Source organism: Tepidibacillus decaturensis, from assembly GCF_001561915.1.
GTDB classification, from domain to species: Bacteria; Bacillota; Bacilli; order Tepidibacillales; family Tepidibacillaceae; genus Tepidibacillus_B; species Tepidibacillus_B infernus.
In genome coordinates, this window is record NZ_LSKU01000001.1 from 1,935,185 (window position 1) to 1,958,105 (window position 22,921).

The following is a 22,921-nucleotide window of genomic DNA, read 5'->3' on the forward strand; positions in this document are numbered from 1 at the left end:
GGGTTACAGGGAAATGAAATTTTTATACAATATGTTCAAGAAGAAGTTGATCAGTTTGTAAAGAAGCTACAAAAATAACACTTCGATTTCTGCGAAGTGTTATTTTTTCAATGATTCTTTTATAACTCTTTGATTACCTGAGTCGTCAAACAGGATAACTTTTACATTTTCACTATTTATGTTGTTTAATTCTTTCGTGGGTATTACATAGTTTTTAACATGTGAAATAACACCACTATAAGCAGTGAAAAAGGAGAAAAAGCGATATCTTTCCTTTTTTATGTTATTAATTTTCTTTATTCAACTAAAGTACCAATTGATTTAACAGTATTATCAACTTCTTCATTATACTTTTGAAGAAGAACCTTCATATCATTGGTAGAATATTTCTCTTCTAACTTTGGAATTAATTTTTCCCAAATTAAATTCTTTTCATATAGATCTCTATCGTAACGATAATTTAAATTTTCAATAGATAGTCCTAATACATCGGCATAAGCCTTCATCTGTTTTGGTACATCAACTGTATCAAGACTATCTTTAATATATTGATCAATTTCATTGTCTTTTAATTTTATACCATACTCTTTCGCAGCAATTTCTTTCCAAGCTTTTTCTTTATTCATTTTCTCTTTGGACAATTGCAGAACTTGTTCTTGTGTTAGGTCAGTTTCATAGTTTAATTTTTCTTGAATGAGTGTTCTAATCACCCATTTTTTTAATTTAGCATCTTTTATATCAAATTTTTCAGTTTCCAATAGAACCTCTTCATAAACGTGTTTATAATCATCATAGGTATAGTTGTTTTGAATTTGCATTTGCTCTTCTTGACTCTTCATCTTGATCGGTATTTGTTTATCTGTATTCGATTGACAACCTGTACTTAAAGTAATAATAATTATGCTTATTAATGAGATTATTGCAAATTTCTTCAATAGTTGTTCCCCCCTTTTTTTATCATTACTCAATTTTAGCACAGTAAATTTTTGATCTAATTCAATCTGTGACTGAGTTTGACCAAAATAAATTTGTTTATTGACAGAAAAACGCCTTTTCAGAATTGGTAAAATGGAAGTAACTCTTTCAAGGTCAGAATTTGTTTAGACTCCTTAATGGAAATCGAGCAGAATCCTACCCTGGAAAAGATGTGATTTATCTTTTCCTAATAAAACCCGTTATACCTAGAGACGTTTCTACTACTGAGTCTAAAAAGAAGCAAGAGTATAATTACCCCAAAAACTACCTTTTTCATTTATCTGCACCTCAAGTGATTATTTCTTATTAACATTGACATTGACTGCTTTCTCAGAAACTTTATGTATGTACTCTAATAATGTATTTAATTTGATATCAAATTTTTTCACGGACATAATGAATAAAAATGAATAGATTTTAAAGATTTTGTAACCAATAATTGTTCCAATAAAATTCAATATAAGATCATTAACGTCAATACTTCTATATGGAAATCCTAAGAATAAAGAGATCAGTAGCTGCAGTCCTTCTATTATGATTCCAAACATGATTCCAAAGAAAATTAACTTTTTTCTATTGATGCTAATTATATATGATATTCCAAACCCAAAAGGAATTGATAATAAAATATTATAAAATACTTGCTTGCTTAATAAATAGTTAATTGAGTCAAAATTAAAAGGAATAATGTTAATACCTGTTGAAAAGGCCAACTCTTCCCTAAAAATTTCCACCATACTACCAGATATAGATATGGGAAATATTGTGTATTTAAGAACATATAATAAATAGATATAAAAAATAGATAAGAAAATAAGATAAACATTATCCTTTTTTGGGTAGTGTCAAGAATTTTGTGTAATTCCGTGCTGGATATCCATCAGAATTTCCTGTATTATTTTTTTGCTTTATAAAAATAAATAGATTGAATATTCAGGCGAGAATAGTTTAGTGTTAATAAAAATTGCTCATGTATTTTTAAAAAAAGTATTTGGGGGAGTTAGCCCTCATATCGTTGTTTAAACATAGTTTGTAATTGGTGGTGGGCTTCTGCGAAGCCACGTAATTTTCTTTTTGCCCATTCAGCATTTAAATTTTGGATCGTTAGATAAACAATTTTCTCTGCTGCTTTTATATCTGGAAGACTGTTCATTGGTCTTAGACGCTTACGAATATCTTTGTTTGTTCGCTCAATCCAATTTGTCGTATAAATTACACTTCGAATAGAGGTTGGGTAGTTTAGAAATGTGAGTAATACAGATAAATCGTTATCCCACGATTGAACTTCTTTTGGATATCTTTTATTCCATTTCTCTCGAAATTGCTCAAATTGGTTGAGTGCTTCTTGCATCGTGTTCGAACGATATACTGTTTTAAGATCCTCAGCAATCTCTGCTTGGTCTTTTTTACGTGCATGGTTTAGGGTATTTCTCACCTTATGAACAACGCATCTTTGCACATCCGCTTTAGGATATACGGATTTGAAGGCTTCTTCTAAACCAGCAAGTCCATCAAATACGCCAAGAAGAACTTCTTTTAATCCGCGCTTATATAGGTCCTGGAGGATTTCTTGCCAGCCCAAAGAACTTTCGTTACCACCGACATAGAAACCAAGAACTTCCCGAAATCCGTCTTCGTTAACTCCAACAACTAGATAAATAACTTCTTTCGCAACTACGTCGCGGCGAACTTTAGTGTAAATACCATCTAGATATAAAACTGAGTACCTTTTATTCAGTGTTCGTTTTTGCCACTGTTCAATGTCTTCGAGAACGATATTCGTAATATTACTAACGGTCGTTGGTGAGTAAGAAGAACCTAGGATTTTCTCGATAAACTTACCAATTTCACGTGTGCTCATGCCACTTTGATACATCTTAATAATGGCATCTTCAAGCCATCCATCTCGGCGTTGATAGGGTTCGAAGACTTGAGTTTGAAATTCACCCATACGATCACGTGGAACTGTAAGGTTCTCAATACGACCATATCGAGTATCTAGTGATCGATGATAGTACCCATTTTTACTATCTTCAAGATCAGGTCTTTCGACCTTAAGAAAGTTGTTTATTTCTTCTTTCATGATGAGTTCAATTTTTTCTTTAATGAAGTCGCTTATAATATTTTCTAGTTGAATAGAGAGCTCGGAATTCGTTATACTAGATGACATAGTAGGGTATCTCCTCACGTTATGGAATCTCGTCAATTCCGAGGATACCCTACTTTATTTATTTCGCCAAGAGCTTACACAAAATATTTTATATCATCCCTTTTTGAATTTAAACTTTAAAATAATAAATAATATCCCCAGAATTATAAAACCAGTAATTAATGTTAATATATCAAAATCCACCATTGATTTACTCTCTCCTTAGGTAAATAATACTAGATAAAGTAACCTCAAAAATTTTTTGAGGCTACTTTATCATTAAACAAATATCGAAATATTTATTCTGTACTAATTGTTCCAGATGCCGCTAAGTTCCAACCATCATCATTTACTTTATACGCAACTATATAGTATTCACCAGCTGCTTGTAAGCCAAAACTACCCGAAAAATTTGTTATTTTTCCGAGTTCAGAATCTGGTGTTACAGAAGTTACACCTACGTATCTATCTGACCCCCATACAGATTCATAGATATCGAAGTAAACCTTATAAGGGCTACCTACAGCGCCTCCGTCCTTCGATGTTGCCCATATTCCTCCATCTATTAACATATCTCCTTCGTCCATACTATGAAACTGACCATTATCTGCACCACTAACATATCTATAATTCATAGTCAACTCCCAAGTATCACTATTCGCAGATACAGGAATATAAATCTATTATTTGTAAATTTAAGTAGTTTTTCCTAGAATAAAATTAAAATTATTTTGCTCAATTCTTTCATTGATAATGGTATAAGCGAGGCCTGTATGTAAATACTATATAAAGTATTGGCAAGGGTAAACGCATCAGATAAAGAGGCTAAGAACATGAAGTTTCAATCATATGACACATATTATCTAGGAGCACAAAGAACAAAATTATATCTTCGGTATTGGATCCCAGATCAACCTAAAGCGCTTGTTATTTTAGTTCATGGCGCTGGTGAACATTCTGGGGCATTCTCCCATGTTGCAATGAAAGCTTTACTAAACCAGATCGCTTTCATTGCACCTGATCTTCGAGGGTTTGGCCAGTCTGAAGGACCTCGCGGCCACGTTTCTCGTTTTACGGAATATCTAGAGGATTTAGATATCTTAATTAAATTAGTAAAAATTGATTTCCAAAAAACCCCTTTATTTTTATTAGGGCATAGTTTAGGTGGCCTTATTGCTATTCGTTATGTTCAAGAATATTCAAATCATATCAATGGAATCATCTTATCTTCACCTGCTATAGCTCTTAAGAAACCACTACCAAAATCAATAAACGTGCTTATTGAATTATTTTCTTGGTTAACCCCTGACTTAACAGTTAACCCATTTAGATGGTACATCCATCTGAAAAAAATTAGCTGGTTGGATCCCATATTACCAAAGGGGTCTATGCAAATGTTAAATGACCCATTAGCAAACAAACTTTATACACCCCGTTGGCTTACGGAATTATTACATCATGGGAATCATGCAATGGTAAAAGTGGCTAATATCACACAACCAACATTTTGTTTATGTGGAAAAAAAGACCCTATCATCGATCCAAAGATGATAAAATCTTTTGTTGATGCCATTCCTTTGCAAGATAAGGCTTACGCGGAAATAATAGATGGCGGCCATTGCCCTTTATATGAACCATATCAAGATCAAGCGATTAATCTAATCTTTCGGTGGGTAGATCATTATTTATAAAACTCGGAATAGATGGCTCCCAACTCCTTTGAGCGTTTTGTTGCTTGTTTAATCGCGCTTTTGATTGCTTCTTGAAAATGATATTCTTCTAAAATTTTTAATCCTGCCATCGTTGTTCCCCCGGGACTTGTTACCTTTTCCCTTAAAATTGTAGGGTCTATTTTGGTTTCCAATAACATATGACCAGCACCGATTAATGTTTGAATCAATAATTCCCTTGCTTTATGATGTTCAAATCCAAGTTCTACAGCCGCTTGTTCCATTGCCTCAATCATATAATAAAAATAAGCTGGACCACTGCCAGATAATCCGGTAACGGCATCGAGTAGCTCTTCATCAACAATCGATACCGTTCCGATAGACTCTAAAACAGAGATCACAATTTTTAAATCTTCTTCCTTGGCATAGGTTCCTTTAGCTACCGCAGTCGCAGACATACCAATCATCGCCGAGGTATTTGGCATGGCACGAATGACAGGCCCATGATGTTGAAGTAAATCACTAATGTAATCTGTCGTTACACCTGCTACAACTGACAGGACTAACTGTTTTTGATGAGTTGCCTCACGAATGTTAAGCAAAGACTCTGCAATATCCTTTGGTTTGACAGCCAAAATCAATATATCGGCTTCACTAATCGATTGTTGTTTGTTAGCAGAAGAAATTACTCCATACTTCTTAGTTAGTTGAAAAAGTCGTTGCTGATTTTCTCTATTTAAAATCGTTATGTTTTCAAGAGGTATCAATTTCTTTTGGGCTAGACCGGCGATCATTGCTTCAGTCACTGAACCTGCACCAATAAAACAGATTTTTTTATCTTCAAACATTTTCTTGCCTCCTAACGAATTTGACCATCACCATAAACGATATATTTATAAGAGGTTAAAGCCTTTAATCCCATTGGTCCTCTTGCATGTAGTTTTTGTGTACTAATTCCTATTTCAGCCCCAAACCCAAATTCAAACCCATCTGTAAAACGGGTTGATGCATTGTGATATACGGCAGCAGCATCCACCATTTGTAGGAATCGCTCAGCAGTTTCTGTGTTATTGGTCACGATCGTTTCCGAATGTTTTGTGCCATATCGATTGATATGAGCTATTGCTTCTTCAACATCATTTACGACTTTGACCGCCATAATGTAATCTAGATATTCTGTTTCCCAATCTTCCTCCGTTGCCTTTTTGATTTCAGGTACAATGCTTAGGGATGTTTCACATCCCCTAAGTTCCACATTCTTTGCTTTTAATTCGGCAAGCAGCTCTACCAGATATTTTTTAGCCCAATCTTTTTGAACCAATAATGTCTCTGCAGCATTACAAACCGATGGCCTTTGCGTTTTGGCATTCACAGTGATTCGTTTTGCCATTTCTAAATCCGCATCTTTATCAATGTAGACATGAACATTACCGGCACCTGTTTCAATCACCGGAACGGAAGCATTTTGGACAACAGTTTTAATCAATTGCGCTCCCCCACGTGGAATCAATACATCAAGATATTCATTTAGCTTTAACATCTGGTCTACTGTCTCCCTATTGGTATCTTCGATCAGTTGTATAGCTTCCATTGGTATACCGGTTTGCTTAAGCCCTTCATGAATGATTTTTAGAATCGCTTGATTTGAATGGATGACAGATGAACTCCCCCGAAGAAGAACAGCATTTCCTGTTTTTAAACATAATCCTGCTGCATCTACGGTTACGTTGGGACGAGCCTCATAGATCATGCCTATCACTCCCAAAGGAACTGTAACTTTTGTAATTTGTAACCCATTGGGTCGTTCCCAAGATTCTATTTGTTCTCCAATTGGATCAGGAATCTCCACTAATAATCGAAGACCCTCTGCCATTTCATGAATGCGTTTTTCATTCAGGATCATCCGATCAAGCAATGCCTGACTTACATCTGCACTTCTTGCCTCCTCAATATCCCTTTTATTTTCATGAATCAGATATTCAGATTGTTTTTCTAATTGATCAGCAATCACCAGTAATGCTTGGTTCTTTGTTGCTGTTGAAAGAATACCTAATGATTGAACAATCTCTTTTGCCTTTTTTGCTTTTATCATCAATTCATTCATTTTGTTACAACCTCCTGAATCTTTTCTTGTAAAGCAACCCAATCATCACGGTGAATCACTTCAATCCGCTCGATATCCAAATGATTTTTAGCATATTCTGTAGAATTCCCTTGAACTTCCTTTAATTGTGCCGATGAGTAATTGATCAGTCCTTTACCTAGCAAATGGCCATCTATGGAGTAAACCTCCACAACTTCACCAGGTAAAAAATTCCCATCAACATATGTCACACCTGCAGGAAGTAAACTTTTCCCGCCGTGAATAAGAGCAAAAGCAGCTCCTTCATCAATGATGATTTGGCCATTGGTATCAGAATGAAAAGCAATCCATTGTTTTTTTGACTTTAATGTACTTAACAATGAATGGCCAAAATAGGTACCTTTTCCTTTTCCTTCCAAAATATCGGTCAACGTTTCTTTTCCATTCCCAGTTCCTATAAAAACATGAACTCCTAAAGATAAAGCTAATTTTGTCGCTAAGATTTTTGATTTCATTCCCCCTGTTCCAACTGAAGAACCTGAGGCGGTTGCTAGTGCTTCTATTTCAGGTGTAATTTCATCAACCTGTTTAAACTTTTTCGCATGAGGATGAACACGCGGATCGGAATCATAAAGCCCGTCCGCATCTGTCAAAATCACTAATGTATCTGCATGAATCAAACCAGCTACAAGAGCAGATAACATATCATTATCTCCAAATGTCAATTCATCAATTGCGACGGTATCATTTTCATTGATAATTGGAATTATGCCTCGCTTTAGTAAAACAGATAAAGTATTATAGACATTGTTATATTGCTGTCGTTTAGAAAAATCGATACGGGTAATTAATATTTGTGCTACTGCAAGGCCATATTTACTAAATGCATCATTATATGCTTGTATCAATAGTCCTTGCCCAACCGCTGCCGCTGCTTGCTTCCCTTCGATGGTTGCAGGACGGCTAGGATAACCTAGTAAAGTAAAACCTGTTGCAACAGCACCTGATGAGACAAGTAGGACTTCATGCCCTTGTTTTCGTAATGCAACTATTGCTTTTACGTGTTTATTTAATTTATCCTGTGAAAGTCCACCATGACTATTCGTCAAGGAACTGCTCCCTATCTTAACAACTACTCTTTGTTTTTTGATATTACCATTCATTGTTGTAAATCCTCCTGATACTATATTCATGGTCTCATGCCAATTGAAAAAAAATAACTCTTTCATCCTATTAAATAAGGACGAAAGAGTTTTCTTCCGTGGTACCACCTTGATTGGCTATTAAGCCCACTTTCTTCTTGATAACAGGCAGAAGATCCCTGTCTAGGTTAAAAAAGTCCCTAGCCGCTCCGAGGTGGGTTCGGAATCCCTTGTGGTAAGCCTTACAGCCAAGGGTCTTACTCTCTGTTTCACAGGAAAGACCTACTAATCCTCTTCAACACATTGTTCATTTTTAATGAATCATTGTAAGTTTCTATTATTATATTATGCTTTAACGTAGTAGAGAATGTCAAGTTTTGTTATAAAATATTTTGAAACCAACGATTAAATTAGTATTATTGCAGGATTCTGATAGCTTAGTTAAAGATCTCAGCAGCGAATATGCTTGTCTTAAAAAACCCTTATGGTTATAACCATAAGGGTGTAATAAAACTGAGGAATTATTTCATTAAATGTGAAAATCCTGCTGTCTTAAAGGATTTTGGATTTTTCTTCTCATCAATTGCAACGAGATTCGTATCTTTTACCTTGTCATACCATAGCTTATGATGGTGTTCAGCGTACTCCTGATCCATAAAGCCAGTTGCCATAGCCTCAAATGAAACCCGTTCTCTTGGATGGATAGCGGATAAATAAACATGGACAAAGAAGAAAGCAACAAGCGTAATAGCACCAATATCATGCAAAATTAATATGATGAATCGATTCTCTTTGAACCAATCAAACCAAAGCGCAAACCCTGTTAAGGCAAGAATCGGTCCAAATATCACGACAAACAAATAATATAGTTTTTGCCCTGTATTGTATTTTTCCTGTGGCGGCATTCCATCCCCACCAAAGAAATAATGCTTTGGAGCAGCCTTTAACCAACCAAGATCTTGCTTACTCCACTTAAATACACATAACCAACAAAATCTGTTATGGGAGAAAATCAAATAGATCATGGGTGCAGCTACAAAGAAGATTGCACCGATACGGTGTACAATCCGAACCCCAATTCCTAATTTAGTCGATAGTAATGCGGCACTTCCTTGAAAGAAAATAATAAATCCACTAATCGCTAGCAAGACAAATCCAAATGCGACTGCCCAATGCATGATTCTATCAGCTTTTGTATATCGAAACACTTTGTTCTTCTTACTCATTTTCTTCTCCTCCTTCTTGATGGTGATTCTCTTCTTTATTCTTAGAGATTGCAGCGACAGCATAATTACCCATTAATCCTAAAGCAGTTGCTCCTAGTAGCACGCCTCCAGCTGGTTTAATCAGATCATCACGCCAATCGGCTAGTTTTGAAACCTGCTCATTGATACTTGATTTCGGATTCATAACACTCACATAATAAATTTTAGGTTGAGTTCCTTGATTTGCTAGAATAGGCTTAGCATTACGTTTTTGAATCTCTTGATTAATCGTACTTGATGGATCGTCCAAATCACCAAAGATTCTCGCCTCTGGAATGCAAGTTTTGACACAAGCTGGTTCTCCACCTTTTTGTAATTCTGACGAACAGAAGTTACACTTTTGAATCGTCTTCGATCGTTTCACTTCAATACGTGCATTATAAGGGCAAACCGCTACACAATATTTACAGCCAATACATTTGCCTTCATCCACTAACACAATTCCGTCCTCTGTCTTATACGTTGCACCTGTTGGACATGCTTTCATACATGGAGCATCCTCACAATGCTGACACTGGATTGGGAGAATATTCACTTTTACATTAGGATAAGTCCCTTCTTCTTTTTCAAGAAAGTGAATAAATGCTTCATCTTGTTCTAGTTCATTTTTCATTTGACAAGCAAGTCGACAAGCATAACAGCTTACACATCGAGTTGTATCAATTAACATTCCATATCGTGCCATCGACTACACATCCTTTCGAACTGTTACAGCAGTTTCCATCATTAATCCATTCCCAGATATTGGGTCAGTTCCTGTTTTTACAAAATCATTTGGACATAATCCAAATCCGTTTGATATTTTGAGATTCTTAGCAAAAGCTCCATATCCCCCAGGTAAGAAAATGGCATCGGGAAAGATCCGTTCCGTAACTTTTGCTCGAATTTTTCCTTTAAATAAATTGTTCTCAATGATCACGAAATCACCGTCTTTAATTCCTAATTCCTTAGCCTTTTTCGTGTTAATCCAAACTCTTTCTAAGTTATAATCCTTTGTCACTTGCATTAGCTGAGGAATATTTGCAGTAGAAGAATGAGAATGAACATTTTGTTTTCCCCATATTAGACGGTATTCTCCTTGCTTTGGCTCCACTTTTGGTGCAAGCCAAACCGGAATTGGCGAGAATCCAGCTTTTTTATAAGCCTCTGAATAAAATTCAATTTTTCCTGATTCGGTTTTTAACTTAGGAACTTTCCCAAATTCCACCGATTCTTTTGTCTTTACGACACCTTTTTCTTTTAACTCTTTATAAGAAATTCCAGTTGGTTTTAATAGTGCCTCATTTAATTCATCGATCGTAAAATTAAAATATTGGCCTAATCCCATTTCCTTAGCTATACCAATAATGATCTCACTAAATGGTTTAGTATTCGGATGGACTTTATCAATCACTTGTTGACGTATTGTCACAGCTCCTGTTTTTCCTGAAAGCGGTTCTACTATTTCTGTTCTTTCTAGATAGGTTGGCTCTGGCAAAACATAATGAGCTAGCTCGGCACTTTCTGACATCCAGATATCACAAACAACTACCAACTCTGCCTTCTTATAACCATCAATGTTGTATTGGCGATCTGGGGTATTTCGAACAGGATTAAAATGGTTAATAAAGACGGCTTTTACTTTACCCTCGCCAATTAATCCAGGTGTTCGGTGGGGCATACCTTTTGAACTTGGAACAAGTGGATATTGCCCCTTCACTCCGGATCCATCGATATGGTCTACTTTTGGCTTTTCAGGAGATGGATGTTTAGTAGAATCTAATTTTCCTAATTCAGGCTCAACCGCAAAATATATACCACCCTTTTGATTAAGGTTACCTAACATTGCATTGACCAATCCAACCATTCTCGCTGTTTCCGGACTATTCATATAGTTACAACCAAAAGCCCCTTTCCATGATGGATCGATAAAGGCATGTGGTTTTGCAGCTGATAAATCCTTTGCAATCTCAATGATTTTTGCCGCTGGTATCGTTGTTATTTTCTCCGCCCAATCTAGCGTGTAGTTTTGAATCTCTTTTTTAAATTCTTCAAATCCGATGGCATTTTGCTCAATAAATGCTTTATCATACCAATCGTTCTGAATCATTGTATTCGCTATAGCTAGCAATAACGCAAGATCTGTTCCTGGTTTAATCGGTACCCATTCATCGGCAATGTTGGCAGTAGCATTATGTCTTGGATCCACACATACTATCTTTGCTTTCTGATCTCTTCCTTTGATCATTCCTTGCAAATGACTCGGTTTAATTCCATCCCCTACACTTCGACCAATGTATAACATATACTTCGCACTCGAACTGTCTGCAGCTGGTGTTCTTCCAAAAGTATATTCAAATCCGACATCTCTCGAAATATAGCAAACCGAATGGTGAGTCTGAATACTATTACTACCAATCGCCTTCATAAATCGGCCACCGTAAAACTTTCCTACATCTTTTGGATTATGCATATACATCACACTTGCCGGGCCATATTTTCCGATGATTTCCTTTAATTTATCTCCTATTTCTTTGTTGGCTTGTTCCCATGATATTGGTACAAATTGATTGTCGACTCGTTTCATTGGCCCTGTTAAACGATCAGGATGGTAAGTTAACATTGCGGCTCCATAAGCTCTTCCGCACAATGTTCCTTTATTTGTCGGGTGTTCCGGGTTCCCCTCAATATTGATTACACGTCCATTCTTTACTGTTGCGATGATTCCACAACGACTGGTACAGCCATTACATAGTGTTGGTATTTTCTTTATCTCTCCCTTTTCTTCTGCTTGTGCCCATTTGTTCATGCCAAATTTGAAATCGACTGCTAAGATTGCTCCTGTTGCTGCAGAAGCTTTTAAGAAAGCCCTTCGACTAATCCTTCTCTGTTCACCCATTTATAACTCCCCCTAGCTGATTAAAAAAACTAATTTTACTAGATTCGAAATTCGAGTCCATTCGTAATATGTGAAAATAATCACATACATTTTCTGATTTCATTATAAACCAACTTGATTCTAATTAGCTATTTCATCTTTTTATATGAGTATAAGAATTCTTTTATATCCGTATTGTGATTAAATTCACAAATAGTCATAATATTTTATTTTTTCAGTTTGTTTATATTTAAAGAAATTTTAAATTGTGTACATTATTTGTCTAATCTATCAAAAAACTATGAAATTATTTGAAAAGCATTTAGAATAATGATAGATACGTTTTGTTTTGTTTTGTTATCATATACTATCAAAGAAATGAGGGCTAGTTTTGAACATCCATGTGTTAGAGGTTTTTATTACCGTAGCTGAGGCACGGAGTATATCAAAAGCAGCAAAACAACTTCATCTCACACAACCAGCAGTTAGTTCCCTCATTCAATCATTAGAACAGTATTATGGTCATCAACTTTTTTTTCGAACAGTGAAAGGTGTTCAATTAAATCCAGCGGGTGAAATCGTTTATACCAATATCAAAAAAATCTTTGAAATTCATGCAGCAATGAAAGAGAAATTAAACGAGTTGAGACAGAATGAAAATCTAATACATATTGGTGCTACTGAAGCGTTTGGTAACTTTTTATTGCCTTATACAATGGGAAGCTTTCGAAGACAGTATCCCGAAGTTCGGATTGATGTCTCCATTTTTCAAAAGGAAGAGATATTTCAACAACTTCAAGAAAAAAAGATTGATCTTGGAGTAATTGAGGATGGTAGTACTGGTCAGGTTGGAATTGAATCTGTAAAGATTGGAACAGATCCTATTATTTTAGCCGTATCCTACCATTCATCCTTTGCAAAAAATGAGGCGATCTCGCTTAATGAACTAGAGAGTATTCCCTTAATTTTGGCATCACCTTCTTTACCGATTCGTCGCTCAATTGAAAATAAACTATCCCAGATGAAATTTCCAATCCAAACCTTAGATGTAGTTTCTGAAATGAGTAGTATACAAGCATTAAAAACCTCAGTCATTTCTGGATTAGGGGCATCTTTCTTCTATAAGTCTTGTATTGAGTACGAAGTTGAAGAAGGACTCTTACACCCCTTGACGATCGAAGGATTAGAATTAGAGACTTCCTATTACTTACTCTATCAACCAAAAAACATCTCAGCGATTGGCCAGCAGTTCTTGTCTTACTTATTAGAAACAAAAGATTTGATTAAATGCTAAAACCCCTTGATTGTTCAAGGGGTCATAAGAAAATCCTATATAATGGAAATTACACCGCTACAATTGATCAAACAAATCATCAAATGCCTTACGTTCTTCTATTGTTTCTTCAATCAGATCTATTAGATCGTCTGGATCATCTGCTTCAATGAATTCTCCTTCTACAGCTGCAAAAGGAGTAACGGCACATCGTTCACAGTGTCCTAGACAATTATATTCTATCACATCGTATTCTGGATTATCTTCTAGCTTTTGTTTGATGTTGTCTGTACCATGGACATAGTTATTCGTACAAAATTCGATCATTGGATTCATTTTGTCTACTCATCCTCAATAGGCTTTATTCCTAATTGGTCTAATTTCTTAAAGATCTTCTTAAGATTAGGATTCCCTTCTGTTACAATTTCATCCTCTATTAAGACTACAGGGTACCATAAATCTTCAAGCATCATTCTTCTTGCAAAGGCCTTCTCTTCTTCGTTTGTTGGTTTTTGAAAATCAATATATCTGACATGGATTTGCTCTCCATATTTTCGGTTAAATAAGGATTGTAACCAAGAAGCCGTTTCTTCACTGGAAGGTGCATTGACACAACTCGCACAAATGATTCCTGTACCATATACAAATACTTCAAGCTTTCCATCTTCAGTTCTTCTCATACAAACATCTCCTATACCCACTTGCATCTTTTTATCTATTTTACACAAATATTTGCAAAATGATGATATTCAAAGTTTCACAAAGTATTATCATATAGTTAAAAAACTTTTCCTATGTTACAATACCTTTAGCTTATAAAATAGCCCACAAAAGTGACGTTCTCTTTCGAAGCGTATTCCGATTACTTTTGCGGGGTCCCATTTATCATCATGTAAAGAAAGTTATACTTTCTTTCATAATCTTAATAGGAGGTCAATCATATGTCATTATTTGAAGAAGTACAAAAAATCATTGATCAATTACGTCCTTTCCTACAACGTGATGGTGGCGATTGTGAATTAGTGGACGTAGAAGATGGAATTGTAAAATTACGTTTAATGGGAGCCTGTGGTGCTTGCCCTAGTTCTACCATCACCTTAAAAGCTGGGATTGAACGTGCATTGATGGAAGAATTACCTGGGAAAATCACTGAAGTTCAACAAGTTTGGTAAAAAACAATGTCTTCTATCTTACAAAAAACGGCGCCTATGTAATTAAGGTACTTGATGTAAAATAGAAGACTGTTTACATTATCTATCCTCTACTCTTTTCATAATCTCTACGTATAATGCCTCAACTGATTCAGCTGATACATACTGATCATCAACCATAGCAAATAGAGTTCTTATACATTGGCGGCAATGGCCTAAACAGCCAAACTCATATAGGTTTATATTTTCTTTTTCTTTCAGTTGGTCATAGACCTTTTTTGAGCCATTAAGTAGATTGGCACTACAGAACTCAATACTATGCTTTTTCTCCATTGTTCCATACCTCAGGATTCACCATATGATTTGGCTTTTTCCCGTTCAGTGCATCAATGAGTCCGTTAGCTGCCATCATTGCCATTCTTTTTCTTGTTGATATACTTGCACTCCCAATATGAGGAAGGACGACTACATTTTCTAATGTTAATAAAGGATGATCCATTGGAATCGGCTCTTCCCGAAATACATCCAAACCTGCCGCCCAGATATTTTTCTGGACAAGGGCTTCATACAACGCCTCTTCATCAACAGTTGCCCCTCTTGAAACATTGATAAAGATCGATGAAGACTTCATCAACGAAAATTCCCTTTTACCCATGAGCTTTTCTGTTTCAGGAGTTAGAGGAGTTAGTAACACAACAAAATCTGATTCTTTTAGTAAATCTTCTAATGAGCGATACTCTGCTCCTAATTGTTCTTCTACCTCTATACGACGCTTTCGGTTATGATACAGGATTTTCATATCAAATCCTTTTGCACGTTTGGCTACCGCTTCACCAATCCTTCCCATCCCAATAATACCAATCGTTGCACCATATACATCTTGTCCTGCCATTAACATTGGACCCCAGCTATCCCATTTCCCTTCTAAAACATACCGGTTTGCTTCCGTAATCCTTCTTGCTGTTGCCATCAGTAACGCAAAAGTAAGATCTGCTGTCGTATCACTTAATACTCCTGGGGTATGAGTCACCACAATTCCTTTCTCTGTTGCCAAGGGAAGATTGATATTATCATAGCCAACAGCCATAATCGAAATCGCTTTAAGGTGTTTGGCTTGATTTAATAACTCCTCATCAATTCTCTCAGTTAACATGATGTAAAACCCATCAGCTTTTTTAGCTTCCTCTAATAAACGTTCTCTTGGTACTGGACGATCTTCTTCCCAAACACTTACTATAAATACCTCTTTTAATTTTTCCAATGCTTCTTCAGGAATTTTTCTAGATACAAACACATACGGTTTATTCAACCTTATTCCCCCCATAATGATTCGCAATATTTATCTCAAGTCTAACATAGCCTAGTCTATTTTTTTAGGATTTTGTTTAGACACTGGATAAATAATATCAAGTCCACCGCTTACACTAATCGTATTGCCCGTTACAAAATCTGAATCTTTTTGGCACAAAAATTCAATCACTCTAGATACATCTTCCCCAGAACCTGGCCTCCCTCTAAGAGATTCTTTATCCTTTAAAAGCGCTACATCACGTATCATTTTTTCCTTATTTTCACCAATAATATCACTAGGGCATATCATATTGACAGTAATCCCATAGGGGGCTTCTTCTACTGCTAATGTCTTACAAAAGGAGACCAGCCCAACTTTTGCCGCTGCATAAACAGAACGGTCTGGCCAAGAAGGAGCTTCATTTGCTCGATGGAAGCCAAAAAAGATAATTCGGCCAAACTTTTGTTTTCTCATTAAAGGTAATGCAAGAGAAGTTGTGTACATGGCACTAAGTAAATTACCATGAACCATTTGCTGTATTTCATCGATCGACATTTGATAAAAGTTTTTTCGTTCTCTGATAAATGGACCTGCAGCATGAACCAAAACATCTAATCTCCCAAATTCGCTATTTACCTCTATAAATAATTCCTGCATCTTTTGGTAATTCGTTGCATCCCCTTGAAATGCAAAAACCTTTCGTCCTAGATGATTGACTTCGGAAACGACTTGTTCTGCAGCCTTATGATCGGTCAGATAGTTTATGACTAGATCGTATCCTGATTTTGCCAGTGCAAGCGCAGTGGCTTTGCCTAAACCTTGTGAACCGCCTATAATAAGGGCAACTCCTTTAGCTGCCATGATCAACCCTCCATTCATCTAACGATATGTGTATAGTATACAAATCCAGATTTTATAATACAATGTATTCATAGTGTGAAAAGTGCATTGGATGAAACCTAAGACTTAAGGCAAAACTATTGATCATAAGAGGAGGTAGTTATAATGAAAGAAAATTTTGTCCGCATTTCAGATGAAAAGCTCTATCAACGGACATTACAATTATTAGATGAACGAGGGGTCACCATACACGATATTGCAGAATTAGTTTATTTTCTTCAGTCAAAGTATTTCCCAAATATTACCCTTAAAGAATGTGAATCGCACATCAACAAGGTGTTAGAAAAAAGAGAAGTTCAAAACGCTGTAATCACAGGAATTGAATTAGACAAATTGGCAGAGAAAAAGGCATTAGAATCCCCTTTACAAGAAATCATTTTCCAAGATGAAAGCCTTTATGGTATTGATGAAATTATTGCTTTATCCATTGTCAATGTCTATGGAAGTATTGGTTTTACCAACTATGGATTCATCGATAAAATGAAACCGGGAATATTAGAAAAACTGAATGCCCATGATGGTGTACATGTGAATACCTTCCTTGATGATATTGTAGGAGCAATTGCAGCTGCAGCATCTAGTCGTATCGCTCATAGTCAAACACGGTAAAGCTGAACTTATTAACACATTCTGATGAGAAATGACATTTTCTCATCTTTTTTTGAGAAAAGTGGACGTTTGCATGAAGGAAAAAGGCAGTTTAAGTAGAAATTTATCAATTAAGTTCAAAAAATGGCTATTATTTTAAAGGAGAATAAGATGATGGATTCCTTTCACTCAAAATTAGAAACGTTATACCATATAAGCCATTCGTTTGTGACAAGCTATGATCTTAACACTGTCTTAACTTCTATTATCAATGAAATCGAAAAACTAAACCAATTTGACCTCGTCTGTATTTATATGTTAGAAGGGAACAAATTATATTTAAAAAGAAAGACTGGTTCTCTATCTGATCGTATTATAGGAAATCATTCTATAGAGGTTGGCGAAGGAATAATCGGGCGTGTAGTAAAGGTAAAAGAACCCTTATTAGTAAACAATCTCTCTACCTTTCCAAATGAAGTCAATCATTTTCAAGTCCCTATTCAGTCCCAATATTGCATTCCACTTATTATGAACCAGCAACCATTAGGAGCCATTTACTTTGGTTCAAAACAGCTTCATGCTTTTTCACAAGATGATGTAAACTTTCTTCTTTCCTTGGCAACCAGTTCAACCATTGCTATATATAATGCGATAAATTATAATATCCTTCATGCCATTAGTAGAATTACTACCGTTACCTCAAGAAACCGAGAAGTGATTCATGCTTATCCAGAATTAGTAGAAGAACTATTAAAAGTGATGAGATTTGATGGATTGAAAATAACTTTCCCCCATCCATTTCGAATTGGAGAGATGATTTGCTTCCCCATCTATTTAAACCGTGAAGTAGTTCCATTAATGAAAAAAATCCTCCCCTTAGATGGGTCAGCGACAAAAGGGATATTAAAGAAACGAATACCACAAGTAACCAATCAAAATGAATTCTATAATGAAGATCAATTTACTTATCCTTTAACTTTTAAGACGACGTTAAGAATTCCATTTATCGTTAAAGGAAGACCGATTGGAGTTATTCATATTTATAGTGAAAGAGAAAATGCATATAATGAGTGGGAAATTGAAACGATAAGCCAACTCATTCTACAACTAAGTCCTTCCCTAGATAATATTATTGAGATTGTCTACCAATCTGAAGTAAGAAGAATAAAAAAAGTGGTTAAACAGTTGTCTACCGAATTAGGTTATACTGATCAATTGGAACAAACTCTATTAAAAAACGCCCGATTAGCAAAACGTTACCTACATTACTCAGAAGTTTATGTATGGCTTTTAGATCAAGAACGTTTAACATTAAAGCTCTTAAATCAACCTAACATTGAATTAGCGATTACTGATAACTCTATCATTGTTCGTAGCTTTATGGAAAAACAAACATTGGCGATAAACGAATCCTTTGCCCTTTCTGATATCCATCCGAAACTTGGTAAAAGAGTTGGAAAATCAGGTTTGATGGTTCCATTATGTGATGAAGTAGAAAATCAATGTGTGGGCGTTTTTCTTTTAATTGATCGAAACTATCCGATCCGTTTCAGCCAAGAGTCAATATACATAGCAAATGAATATATTCGTCCTTTAGGAACACATATCTTAAGACATTTGAAAAATGCCCAGTTAGAAAAAACCAATTTGATGATGATTCAGGCTTTAACCGTTGCGTTGGATAAAAAGGATGCAGAAACTCAAGGGCATTCTAGGCGAGTAACGTCCTTTAGTTTGGCAATCGCCAAAAGATTAAATGTGAATGAAGCTCTAATGAAAAGAATCCAGTGGGGAGCACTTCTTCATGATATTGGTAAGATAGGCATTCCTGATGCTATTCTTCTTAAACCAGGAAAATTAACAGATGAGGAATGGAAAATCATGAAGCAACATCCTCAAATCGGTTATGAAATGATTCAAAATATCGAGTTTTTAGAAGGAGCTGTAGATGTTGTCCTTTATCATCATGAACATTTCGATGGTAAAGGTTATCCTTTTGGCTTAGTTGGAGAAGAAATACCTCTACCTGCAAGAATTTTTGCGATCGCTGATGCCTTTGATACGATTACTAGTAAAAGGCCTTACAAAGAACCAAAATCGATTGAATTCGCGAGAGAAGTCATTAAAAACGCAATTGGAAGTCACTTTTGCCCGATGTGTGCACAAGCCTTTTTAGAGATTCCAATTGATGAACTTAAGCAAATCCAATTGGAACATAATGAAAAAATCTTAGCAAAAAGCTACGCTTTGTAATGAAAGCGTAGCTTTTTCTCTAGCTATTCACTTTTTGTTTAATCTTATAGATACAACTATGGTCTCCTCTAGCCATACATTGAACAGACTCTACTTCAGTTCCTAATACATTTTTAAATAATTTCTTCTCACCTTCACAGGCATGATTATAGTCCCTAGCAATTTCAGCAATAGGGCAATTATACTCTTTAATTAAAAAACCATCTTCGACTTTTTCCCAATCTACCATATAACCCTTATCATTTTGAATATCTACCAAAGCCTTAACTTTTTCATCTAAGGAAGTTCGACCAGCCATTTTTTCGAGATATCGCTTACGAAGACGTTGTTCTCTCTTATCAAATAAAACTTCTATCTTTTCTATACCTTCTGATTCTGCGATTGCATCTAGTAGATCTTTGGCTAAATCTCGATAGGTTTTTGGAAACTGATCCTCTGCTTTTTCCGTTAAAGAATATAAATTCGTTGGTCTACCCATTGCTTGACGAACTAATGTTGATCGAATCAGTTCGTCACGTTCTAACGTATTTAAATGCCGTCTAACAGCCATCTCTGTTATTCCTAATTCCTTAGATATTTCACTTACGGTTAAAGAACCATTTGTTTTCAGCATAAAAAGGATTTCATCTCTGGTTGACAAGTGGTCATTTGCCATATTGTCACCACCCTTCATGTTGTTTTCATACATTTATTTTAGCCGATTATTCAATATAAGTAAATTACTAAACATTTAAATATAAAAAATGTAGTAATGTATATTATCATTATATGCCTAATTCCTTAGATAAATACCTGCGTAAATGACCTTCAAACTGCAATATCGTTGCAAACACTTTTTTTAGTAAATGATGTAATTCAATGGAATTGGTTTTAGTATACTGATGAGCTAAAATCTTACGATAAGCCACAAATTCTTTCAAAAGAATAGCATCTTGTTCAGGAATCACTTGCTCATCCCTAAGAATTTCTATAATATCTTCGTAACTGCCTGGATCTCTCATAATAAACCCATCAATTAGTTTATTTCCCACATCTACAATCGCTTCAATCGCTAAATGTGCTGCTCTTTCCAAAGCAAGAATAAGAAGTTCGTTCTGAACCAATTCTTCTTCAGTAATATGTAGCCAAGGTTGAATTGCTTCTAATTTTTGTCTGCTATATTTTAATACTTCGTCTATTCCTTCACGATCAACATCATACATCCTTGCTCCCCCTCTTTTATATCTTGCTATTCACATTCGACAGATAGAGACAAAATTCCTTTTCATTCCCAATTATATTTTTCTAGAAACTTCACAAAACAAGAAAGATTTTTGTTAAAATGGTCTAGGAAATTACAACAGAAAGAAGTGACTTAGTTGGAACGAGAGCTTGCATTAGAAATCGTTCGTGTGACAGAAGTAGCTGCTTTAGCATCTGCCCAATGGATGGGAAGAGGTAAAAAAAACGAGGCTGATCAAGCAGCAACTAGTGCGATGAGAGCAATGTTTGATTCTGTGGCCATGAATGGAACAGTCGTTATTGGTGAGGGTGAGTTAGATGAAGCACCTATGCTATATATTGGTGAAAAATTAGGAAATGCTGCCTCTCCAGAAGTAGATGTTGCTGTAGATCCCCTTGAAGGAACAAATATTGTTGCCAAAGGGACAGCAAATGCGATGGCAGTTATCGCTATTGCAGATAAAGGTAATCTTCTTCATGCACCAGATATGTATATGGAAAAAATTGCGGTTGGGCCACGAGCCGCTGGCCAAATCCATTTGGACGATCCCCTTGAAAAAACATTAGAGATTGTTGCAAAAGCAAATAACAAACGGATACGGGATTTGACTGTTATTATCCAAGAACGTCCACGCCATGATGCATTGATTGAAATGGTAAGAAGTGTTGGGGCGAGAGTTAAACTTTTTGGTGATGGAGATGTTGGTGCTGCGATTGCTACTGCTTTCCCAGAGACAGGAATTGATTTGTTCATTGGAACAGGTGGTGCTCCTGAAGGGGTAATTTCAGCTGCCGCAATCAAGGCATTAGGTGGGGAAATGCAAGGACGACTTGTTCCCATGAATGAACAAGAATATCAAAGATGTATTCAAATGGGGTTAAGCAATCCTAGACAGATCCTTATGATGAACGATCTAGTTAAAGGTAATGATGCTATTTTTGCAGCTACCGGCGTTACAGATGGAGAACTATTAAAGGGAGTTCGTTTTATGGGTGGTGACTTAGCTGAAACCCACTCAATCGTGATGCGGGCCAAAACCAAGACAGTCCGTTTCATACGTGCGGTTCATAGTCTACCTAATAAACCTCATTTGGTAATGGTATAGGGGAGCATAATAAGCTCCCCCTAAAATATTACTTTTTCTTTATTATTTTTTAATTAACTCTAGCTCAACTGGAATAAATTTCTCAACAGTTTCCCCTTTAATTACTTTTAATGCAGCCTCTATCGCTTTTTCACCCATTAGAGCAGGCTTCTGAGCAATCGTTGCCGTTAGTGTTCCTTCTTGAACAGCTTTAACAGCATCATCTGTCGCATCAAATCCCACAACAATCACGTCATTTAAACCAGCTGCTTGTAATGCTTGTAGTGCTCCTAATGCCATTTCGTCATTATGCGCAAAAACCGCGTTAATTTCTTGTGTACCTTGTATTATATTTTCCATTACAGATAAACCTTTCGCGCGATCGAAATCTGCTGCTTGTTTTGCCACAACTTCAATATCACTTACTGTATCTACTGCTTCATGGAACCCTTGACCGCGTTCACGTGCTGCTGAAGAACCAGGAATTCCTTCAAGTTCTACAACTTTTCCTTTGTTCCCAAGTTTTTCGAGAATATATTCACCTGCCATTTTACCACCAGCAACATTATCTGAAGCAATATGGGTAGCAACAACACCGCCATCAGCACTTCTATCTACTGTAATTACAGGGATATTTTTACTATTGGCTGATTCAATAGCAGAAGTAACAGCAGCAGAATCAGTAGGGTTAACAATAATCGCGCTAACACCTTGTTGGATTAAATCTTCAATATCACTAATTTGTTTTGCAGAATCGTCCTGAGCATCTACTACAATAAGGTCTACCCCTTGTTGTTCAGCCGCTTTCACAGCTCCATCACGTAATGTAACAAAGAAGGGATTGTTTTGGGTAGAAACAGAAAGGCCGATTTTAATTTTCTCACTAGACCCCGCTATTTTATCAGCATCCTTATTTTCACTTCCTGTTGGCTCTGTCGAACATCCTACCAATAAGACAATACTTAACATCATGACTAAAAACAAAGAAAACCATTTTTTCATTCTTTGACACCCCTTT

Annotated in this window: 24 protein-coding genes and 1 other annotated feature; of the genes, 6 read left to right on the plus strand and 18 right to left on the minus strand. The window is 35.9% G+C overall.

Annotation, left to right across the window (positions count from 1 at the left end):
- Positions 1 to 296 precede the first annotated feature (296 nt).
- The 4 genes from U473_RS09145 to U473_RS09160 all read right to left on the minus strand — a co-directional run bounded on the left by U473_RS09145 (position 297) and on the right by U473_RS09160 (position 3,759).
- The gene (locus U473_RS09145) at positions 297 to 935 is read right to left on the minus strand and encodes a hypothetical protein (RefSeq protein WP_068725547.1); all 639 of its coding nucleotides are present in this window, start codon (positions 933 to 935) and stop codon (positions 297 to 299) included.
- A 336-nt stretch (positions 936 to 1,271) separates the two neighbouring features.
- Positions 1,272 to 1,790, minus strand: coding sequence for a VanZ family protein (locus tag U473_RS15700; protein WP_068725550.1), 519 nt, complete (start codon positions 1,788 to 1,790; stop codon positions 1,272 to 1,274).
- 185 nt (positions 1,791 to 1,975) lie between these two features.
- Entirely contained in the window at positions 1,976 to 3,145 is a 1,170-nt protein-coding gene (locus U473_RS09155; protein WP_068725552.1) for an IS256 family transposase, read from the minus strand.
- 278 nt (positions 3,146 to 3,423) lie between these two features.
- Complete coding sequence (locus tag U473_RS09160) at positions 3,424 to 3,759, minus strand: hypothetical protein (RefSeq protein ID WP_068725555.1); 336 nt, start codon at positions 3,757 to 3,759, stop codon at positions 3,424 to 3,426.
- A gap of 198 nt (positions 3,760 to 3,957) precedes the next feature.
- On the opposite strand from U473_RS09160, the gene U473_RS09165 reads away from it, so the two are divergent.
- Positions 3,958 to 4,815 (plus strand): alpha/beta hydrolase, encoded by an 858-nt coding sequence (locus U473_RS09165; RefSeq protein WP_068725557.1) that lies wholly within the window; start codon positions 3,958 to 3,960, stop codon positions 4,813 to 4,815.
- Here U473_RS09165 and proC read toward each other — a convergent pair.
- From proC to U473_RS09195, 6 genes are all read right to left on the minus strand, one after another.
- The gene (gene proC, locus U473_RS09170) at positions 4,806 to 5,642 is read right to left on the minus strand and encodes a pyrroline-5-carboxylate reductase (RefSeq protein ID WP_068725560.1); all 837 of its coding nucleotides are present in this window, start codon (positions 5,640 to 5,642) and stop codon (positions 4,806 to 4,808) included. The two genes, U473_RS09165 and proC, sit on opposite strands and share 10 nt — an antisense overlap.
- An 11-nt stretch (positions 5,643 to 5,653) precedes the next feature.
- Complete coding sequence (locus U473_RS09175) at positions 5,654 to 6,898, minus strand: glutamate-5-semialdehyde dehydrogenase (RefSeq protein WP_068725562.1); 1,245 nt, start codon at positions 6,896 to 6,898, stop codon at positions 5,654 to 5,656.
- Positions 6,895 to 8,028, minus strand: coding sequence for a glutamate 5-kinase (proB, locus tag U473_RS09180; protein WP_068727597.1), 1,134 nt, complete (start codon positions 8,026 to 8,028; stop codon positions 6,895 to 6,897). Before proB ends, U473_RS09175 begins: the two co-directional genes overlap by 4 nt.
- 85 nt (positions 8,029 to 8,113) lie before the next feature.
- Positions 8,114 to 8,327: a binding site (T-box leader), on the minus strand.
- 213 nt (positions 8,328 to 8,540) lie between these two features.
- Entirely contained in the window at positions 8,541 to 9,245 is a 705-nt protein-coding gene (locus U473_RS09185) for a formate dehydrogenase subunit gamma (protein ID WP_068725564.1), read from the minus strand.
- Entirely contained in the window at positions 9,238 to 9,969 is a 732-nt protein-coding gene (locus U473_RS09190; RefSeq protein ID WP_068725566.1) for a 4Fe-4S dicluster domain-containing protein, read from the minus strand. The genes U473_RS09185 and U473_RS09190 overlap by 8 nt, the downstream gene beginning before the upstream one ends.
- A 3-nt stretch (positions 9,970 to 9,972) precedes the next feature.
- Positions 9,973 to 12,162 carry a molybdopterin-dependent oxidoreductase gene (locus U473_RS09195; protein WP_068725568.1) on the minus strand — a complete coding sequence of 730 codons (2,190 nt, stop codon included), beginning with the start codon at positions 12,160 to 12,162 and terminating at the stop codon, positions 9,973 to 9,975.
- 370 nt (positions 12,163 to 12,532) lie between these two features.
- On the opposite strand from U473_RS09195, the gene U473_RS09200 reads away from it, so the two are divergent.
- The gene (locus U473_RS09200; RefSeq protein ID WP_068725570.1) at positions 12,533 to 13,435 is read left to right on the plus strand and encodes a LysR family transcriptional regulator; all 903 of its coding nucleotides are present in this window, start codon (positions 12,533 to 12,535) and stop codon (positions 13,433 to 13,435) included.
- Positions 13,436 to 13,492: 57 nt separating this feature from the next.
- On the opposite strand, the gene U473_RS09205 is transcribed toward U473_RS09200, so the two are convergent.
- Positions 13,493 to 13,750, minus strand: a complete 258-nt coding sequence (locus tag U473_RS09205) for a DUF1450 domain-containing protein (protein WP_068725573.1) — start codon at positions 13,748 to 13,750, stop codon at positions 13,493 to 13,495.
- Between the two features lie 5 nt (positions 13,751 to 13,755).
- Positions 13,756 to 14,094, minus strand: coding sequence for a DUF1462 family protein (locus U473_RS09210; RefSeq protein WP_068725576.1), 339 nt, complete (start codon positions 14,092 to 14,094; stop codon positions 13,756 to 13,758).
- 261 nt (positions 14,095 to 14,355) lie between these two features.
- Here U473_RS09210 and U473_RS09215 point away from each other — a divergent pair, with 261 nt between their 5' ends.
- Positions 14,356 to 14,586 carry a NifU family protein gene (locus U473_RS09215; protein WP_068725577.1) on the plus strand — a complete coding sequence of 77 codons (231 nt, stop codon included), beginning with the start codon at positions 14,356 to 14,358 and terminating at the stop codon, positions 14,584 to 14,586.
- Positions 14,587 to 14,664: 78 nt separating this feature from the next.
- On the opposite strand, the gene U473_RS09220 is transcribed toward U473_RS09215, so the two are convergent.
- Genes U473_RS09220 through U473_RS09230 form a run of 3 tightly spaced genes read right to left on the minus strand, consistent with a single transcriptional unit; the run spans position 14,665 to position 16,717 of the window.
- Positions 14,665 to 14,898, minus strand: a complete 234-nt coding sequence (locus U473_RS09220) for a DUF1450 domain-containing protein (protein WP_068725580.1) — start codon at positions 14,896 to 14,898, stop codon at positions 14,665 to 14,667.
- Entirely contained in the window at positions 14,882 to 15,874 is a 993-nt protein-coding gene (locus U473_RS09225; protein ID WP_201024175.1) for a 2-hydroxyacid dehydrogenase, read from the minus strand. The genes U473_RS09220 and U473_RS09225 overlap by 17 nt, the downstream gene beginning before the upstream one ends.
- A gap of 51 nt (positions 15,875 to 15,925) precedes the next feature.
- Positions 15,926 to 16,717, minus strand: a complete 792-nt coding sequence (locus U473_RS09230) for an SDR family oxidoreductase (RefSeq protein ID WP_068725582.1) — start codon at positions 16,715 to 16,717, stop codon at positions 15,926 to 15,928.
- 144 nt (positions 16,718 to 16,861) lie between these two features.
- Between U473_RS09230 and U473_RS09235 the strand changes: the two genes are divergently transcribed.
- Complete coding sequence (locus tag U473_RS09235) at positions 16,862 to 17,365, plus strand: phosphatidylglycerophosphatase A family protein (RefSeq protein ID WP_068725584.1); 504 nt, start codon at positions 16,862 to 16,864, stop codon at positions 17,363 to 17,365.
- 153 nt (positions 17,366 to 17,518) lie between these two features.
- On the plus strand, positions 17,519 to 19,597 hold the full coding sequence (locus tag U473_RS09240; RefSeq protein WP_068725586.1) for an HD domain-containing phosphohydrolase: 2,079 nt from the start codon (positions 17,519 to 17,521) through the stop codon (positions 19,595 to 19,597).
- 19 nt (positions 19,598 to 19,616) lie between these two features.
- Here the strand turns inward: U473_RS09240 and U473_RS09245 are convergent, their stop codons facing one another.
- Positions 19,617 to 20,252: a helix-turn-helix transcriptional regulator gene (locus U473_RS09245; RefSeq protein WP_068725589.1), complete on the minus strand. Its 636-nt coding sequence runs from the start codon at positions 20,250 to 20,252 to the stop codon at positions 19,617 to 19,619.
- A 109-nt stretch (positions 20,253 to 20,361) separates the two neighbouring features.
- On the minus strand, positions 20,362 to 20,799 hold the full coding sequence (locus U473_RS09250; protein ID WP_068725591.1) for a DUF86 domain-containing protein: 438 nt from the start codon (positions 20,797 to 20,799) through the stop codon (positions 20,362 to 20,364).
- Between the two features lie 156 nt (positions 20,800 to 20,955).
- On the opposite strand from U473_RS09250, the gene glpX reads away from it, so the two are divergent.
- Positions 20,956 to 21,924 (plus strand): class II fructose-bisphosphatase, encoded by a 969-nt coding sequence (gene glpX, locus U473_RS09255; RefSeq protein WP_068725593.1) that lies wholly within the window; start codon positions 20,956 to 20,958, stop codon positions 21,922 to 21,924.
- A 42-nt stretch (positions 21,925 to 21,966) separates the two neighbouring features.
- Here glpX and rbsB read toward each other — a convergent pair whose 3' ends face one another.
- Positions 21,967 to 22,905 carry a ribose ABC transporter substrate-binding protein RbsB gene (rbsB, locus tag U473_RS09260; protein WP_068725596.1) on the minus strand — a complete coding sequence of 313 codons (939 nt, stop codon included), beginning with the start codon at positions 22,903 to 22,905 and terminating at the stop codon, positions 21,967 to 21,969.
- Positions 22,906 to 22,921: the final 16 nt, after the last annotated feature.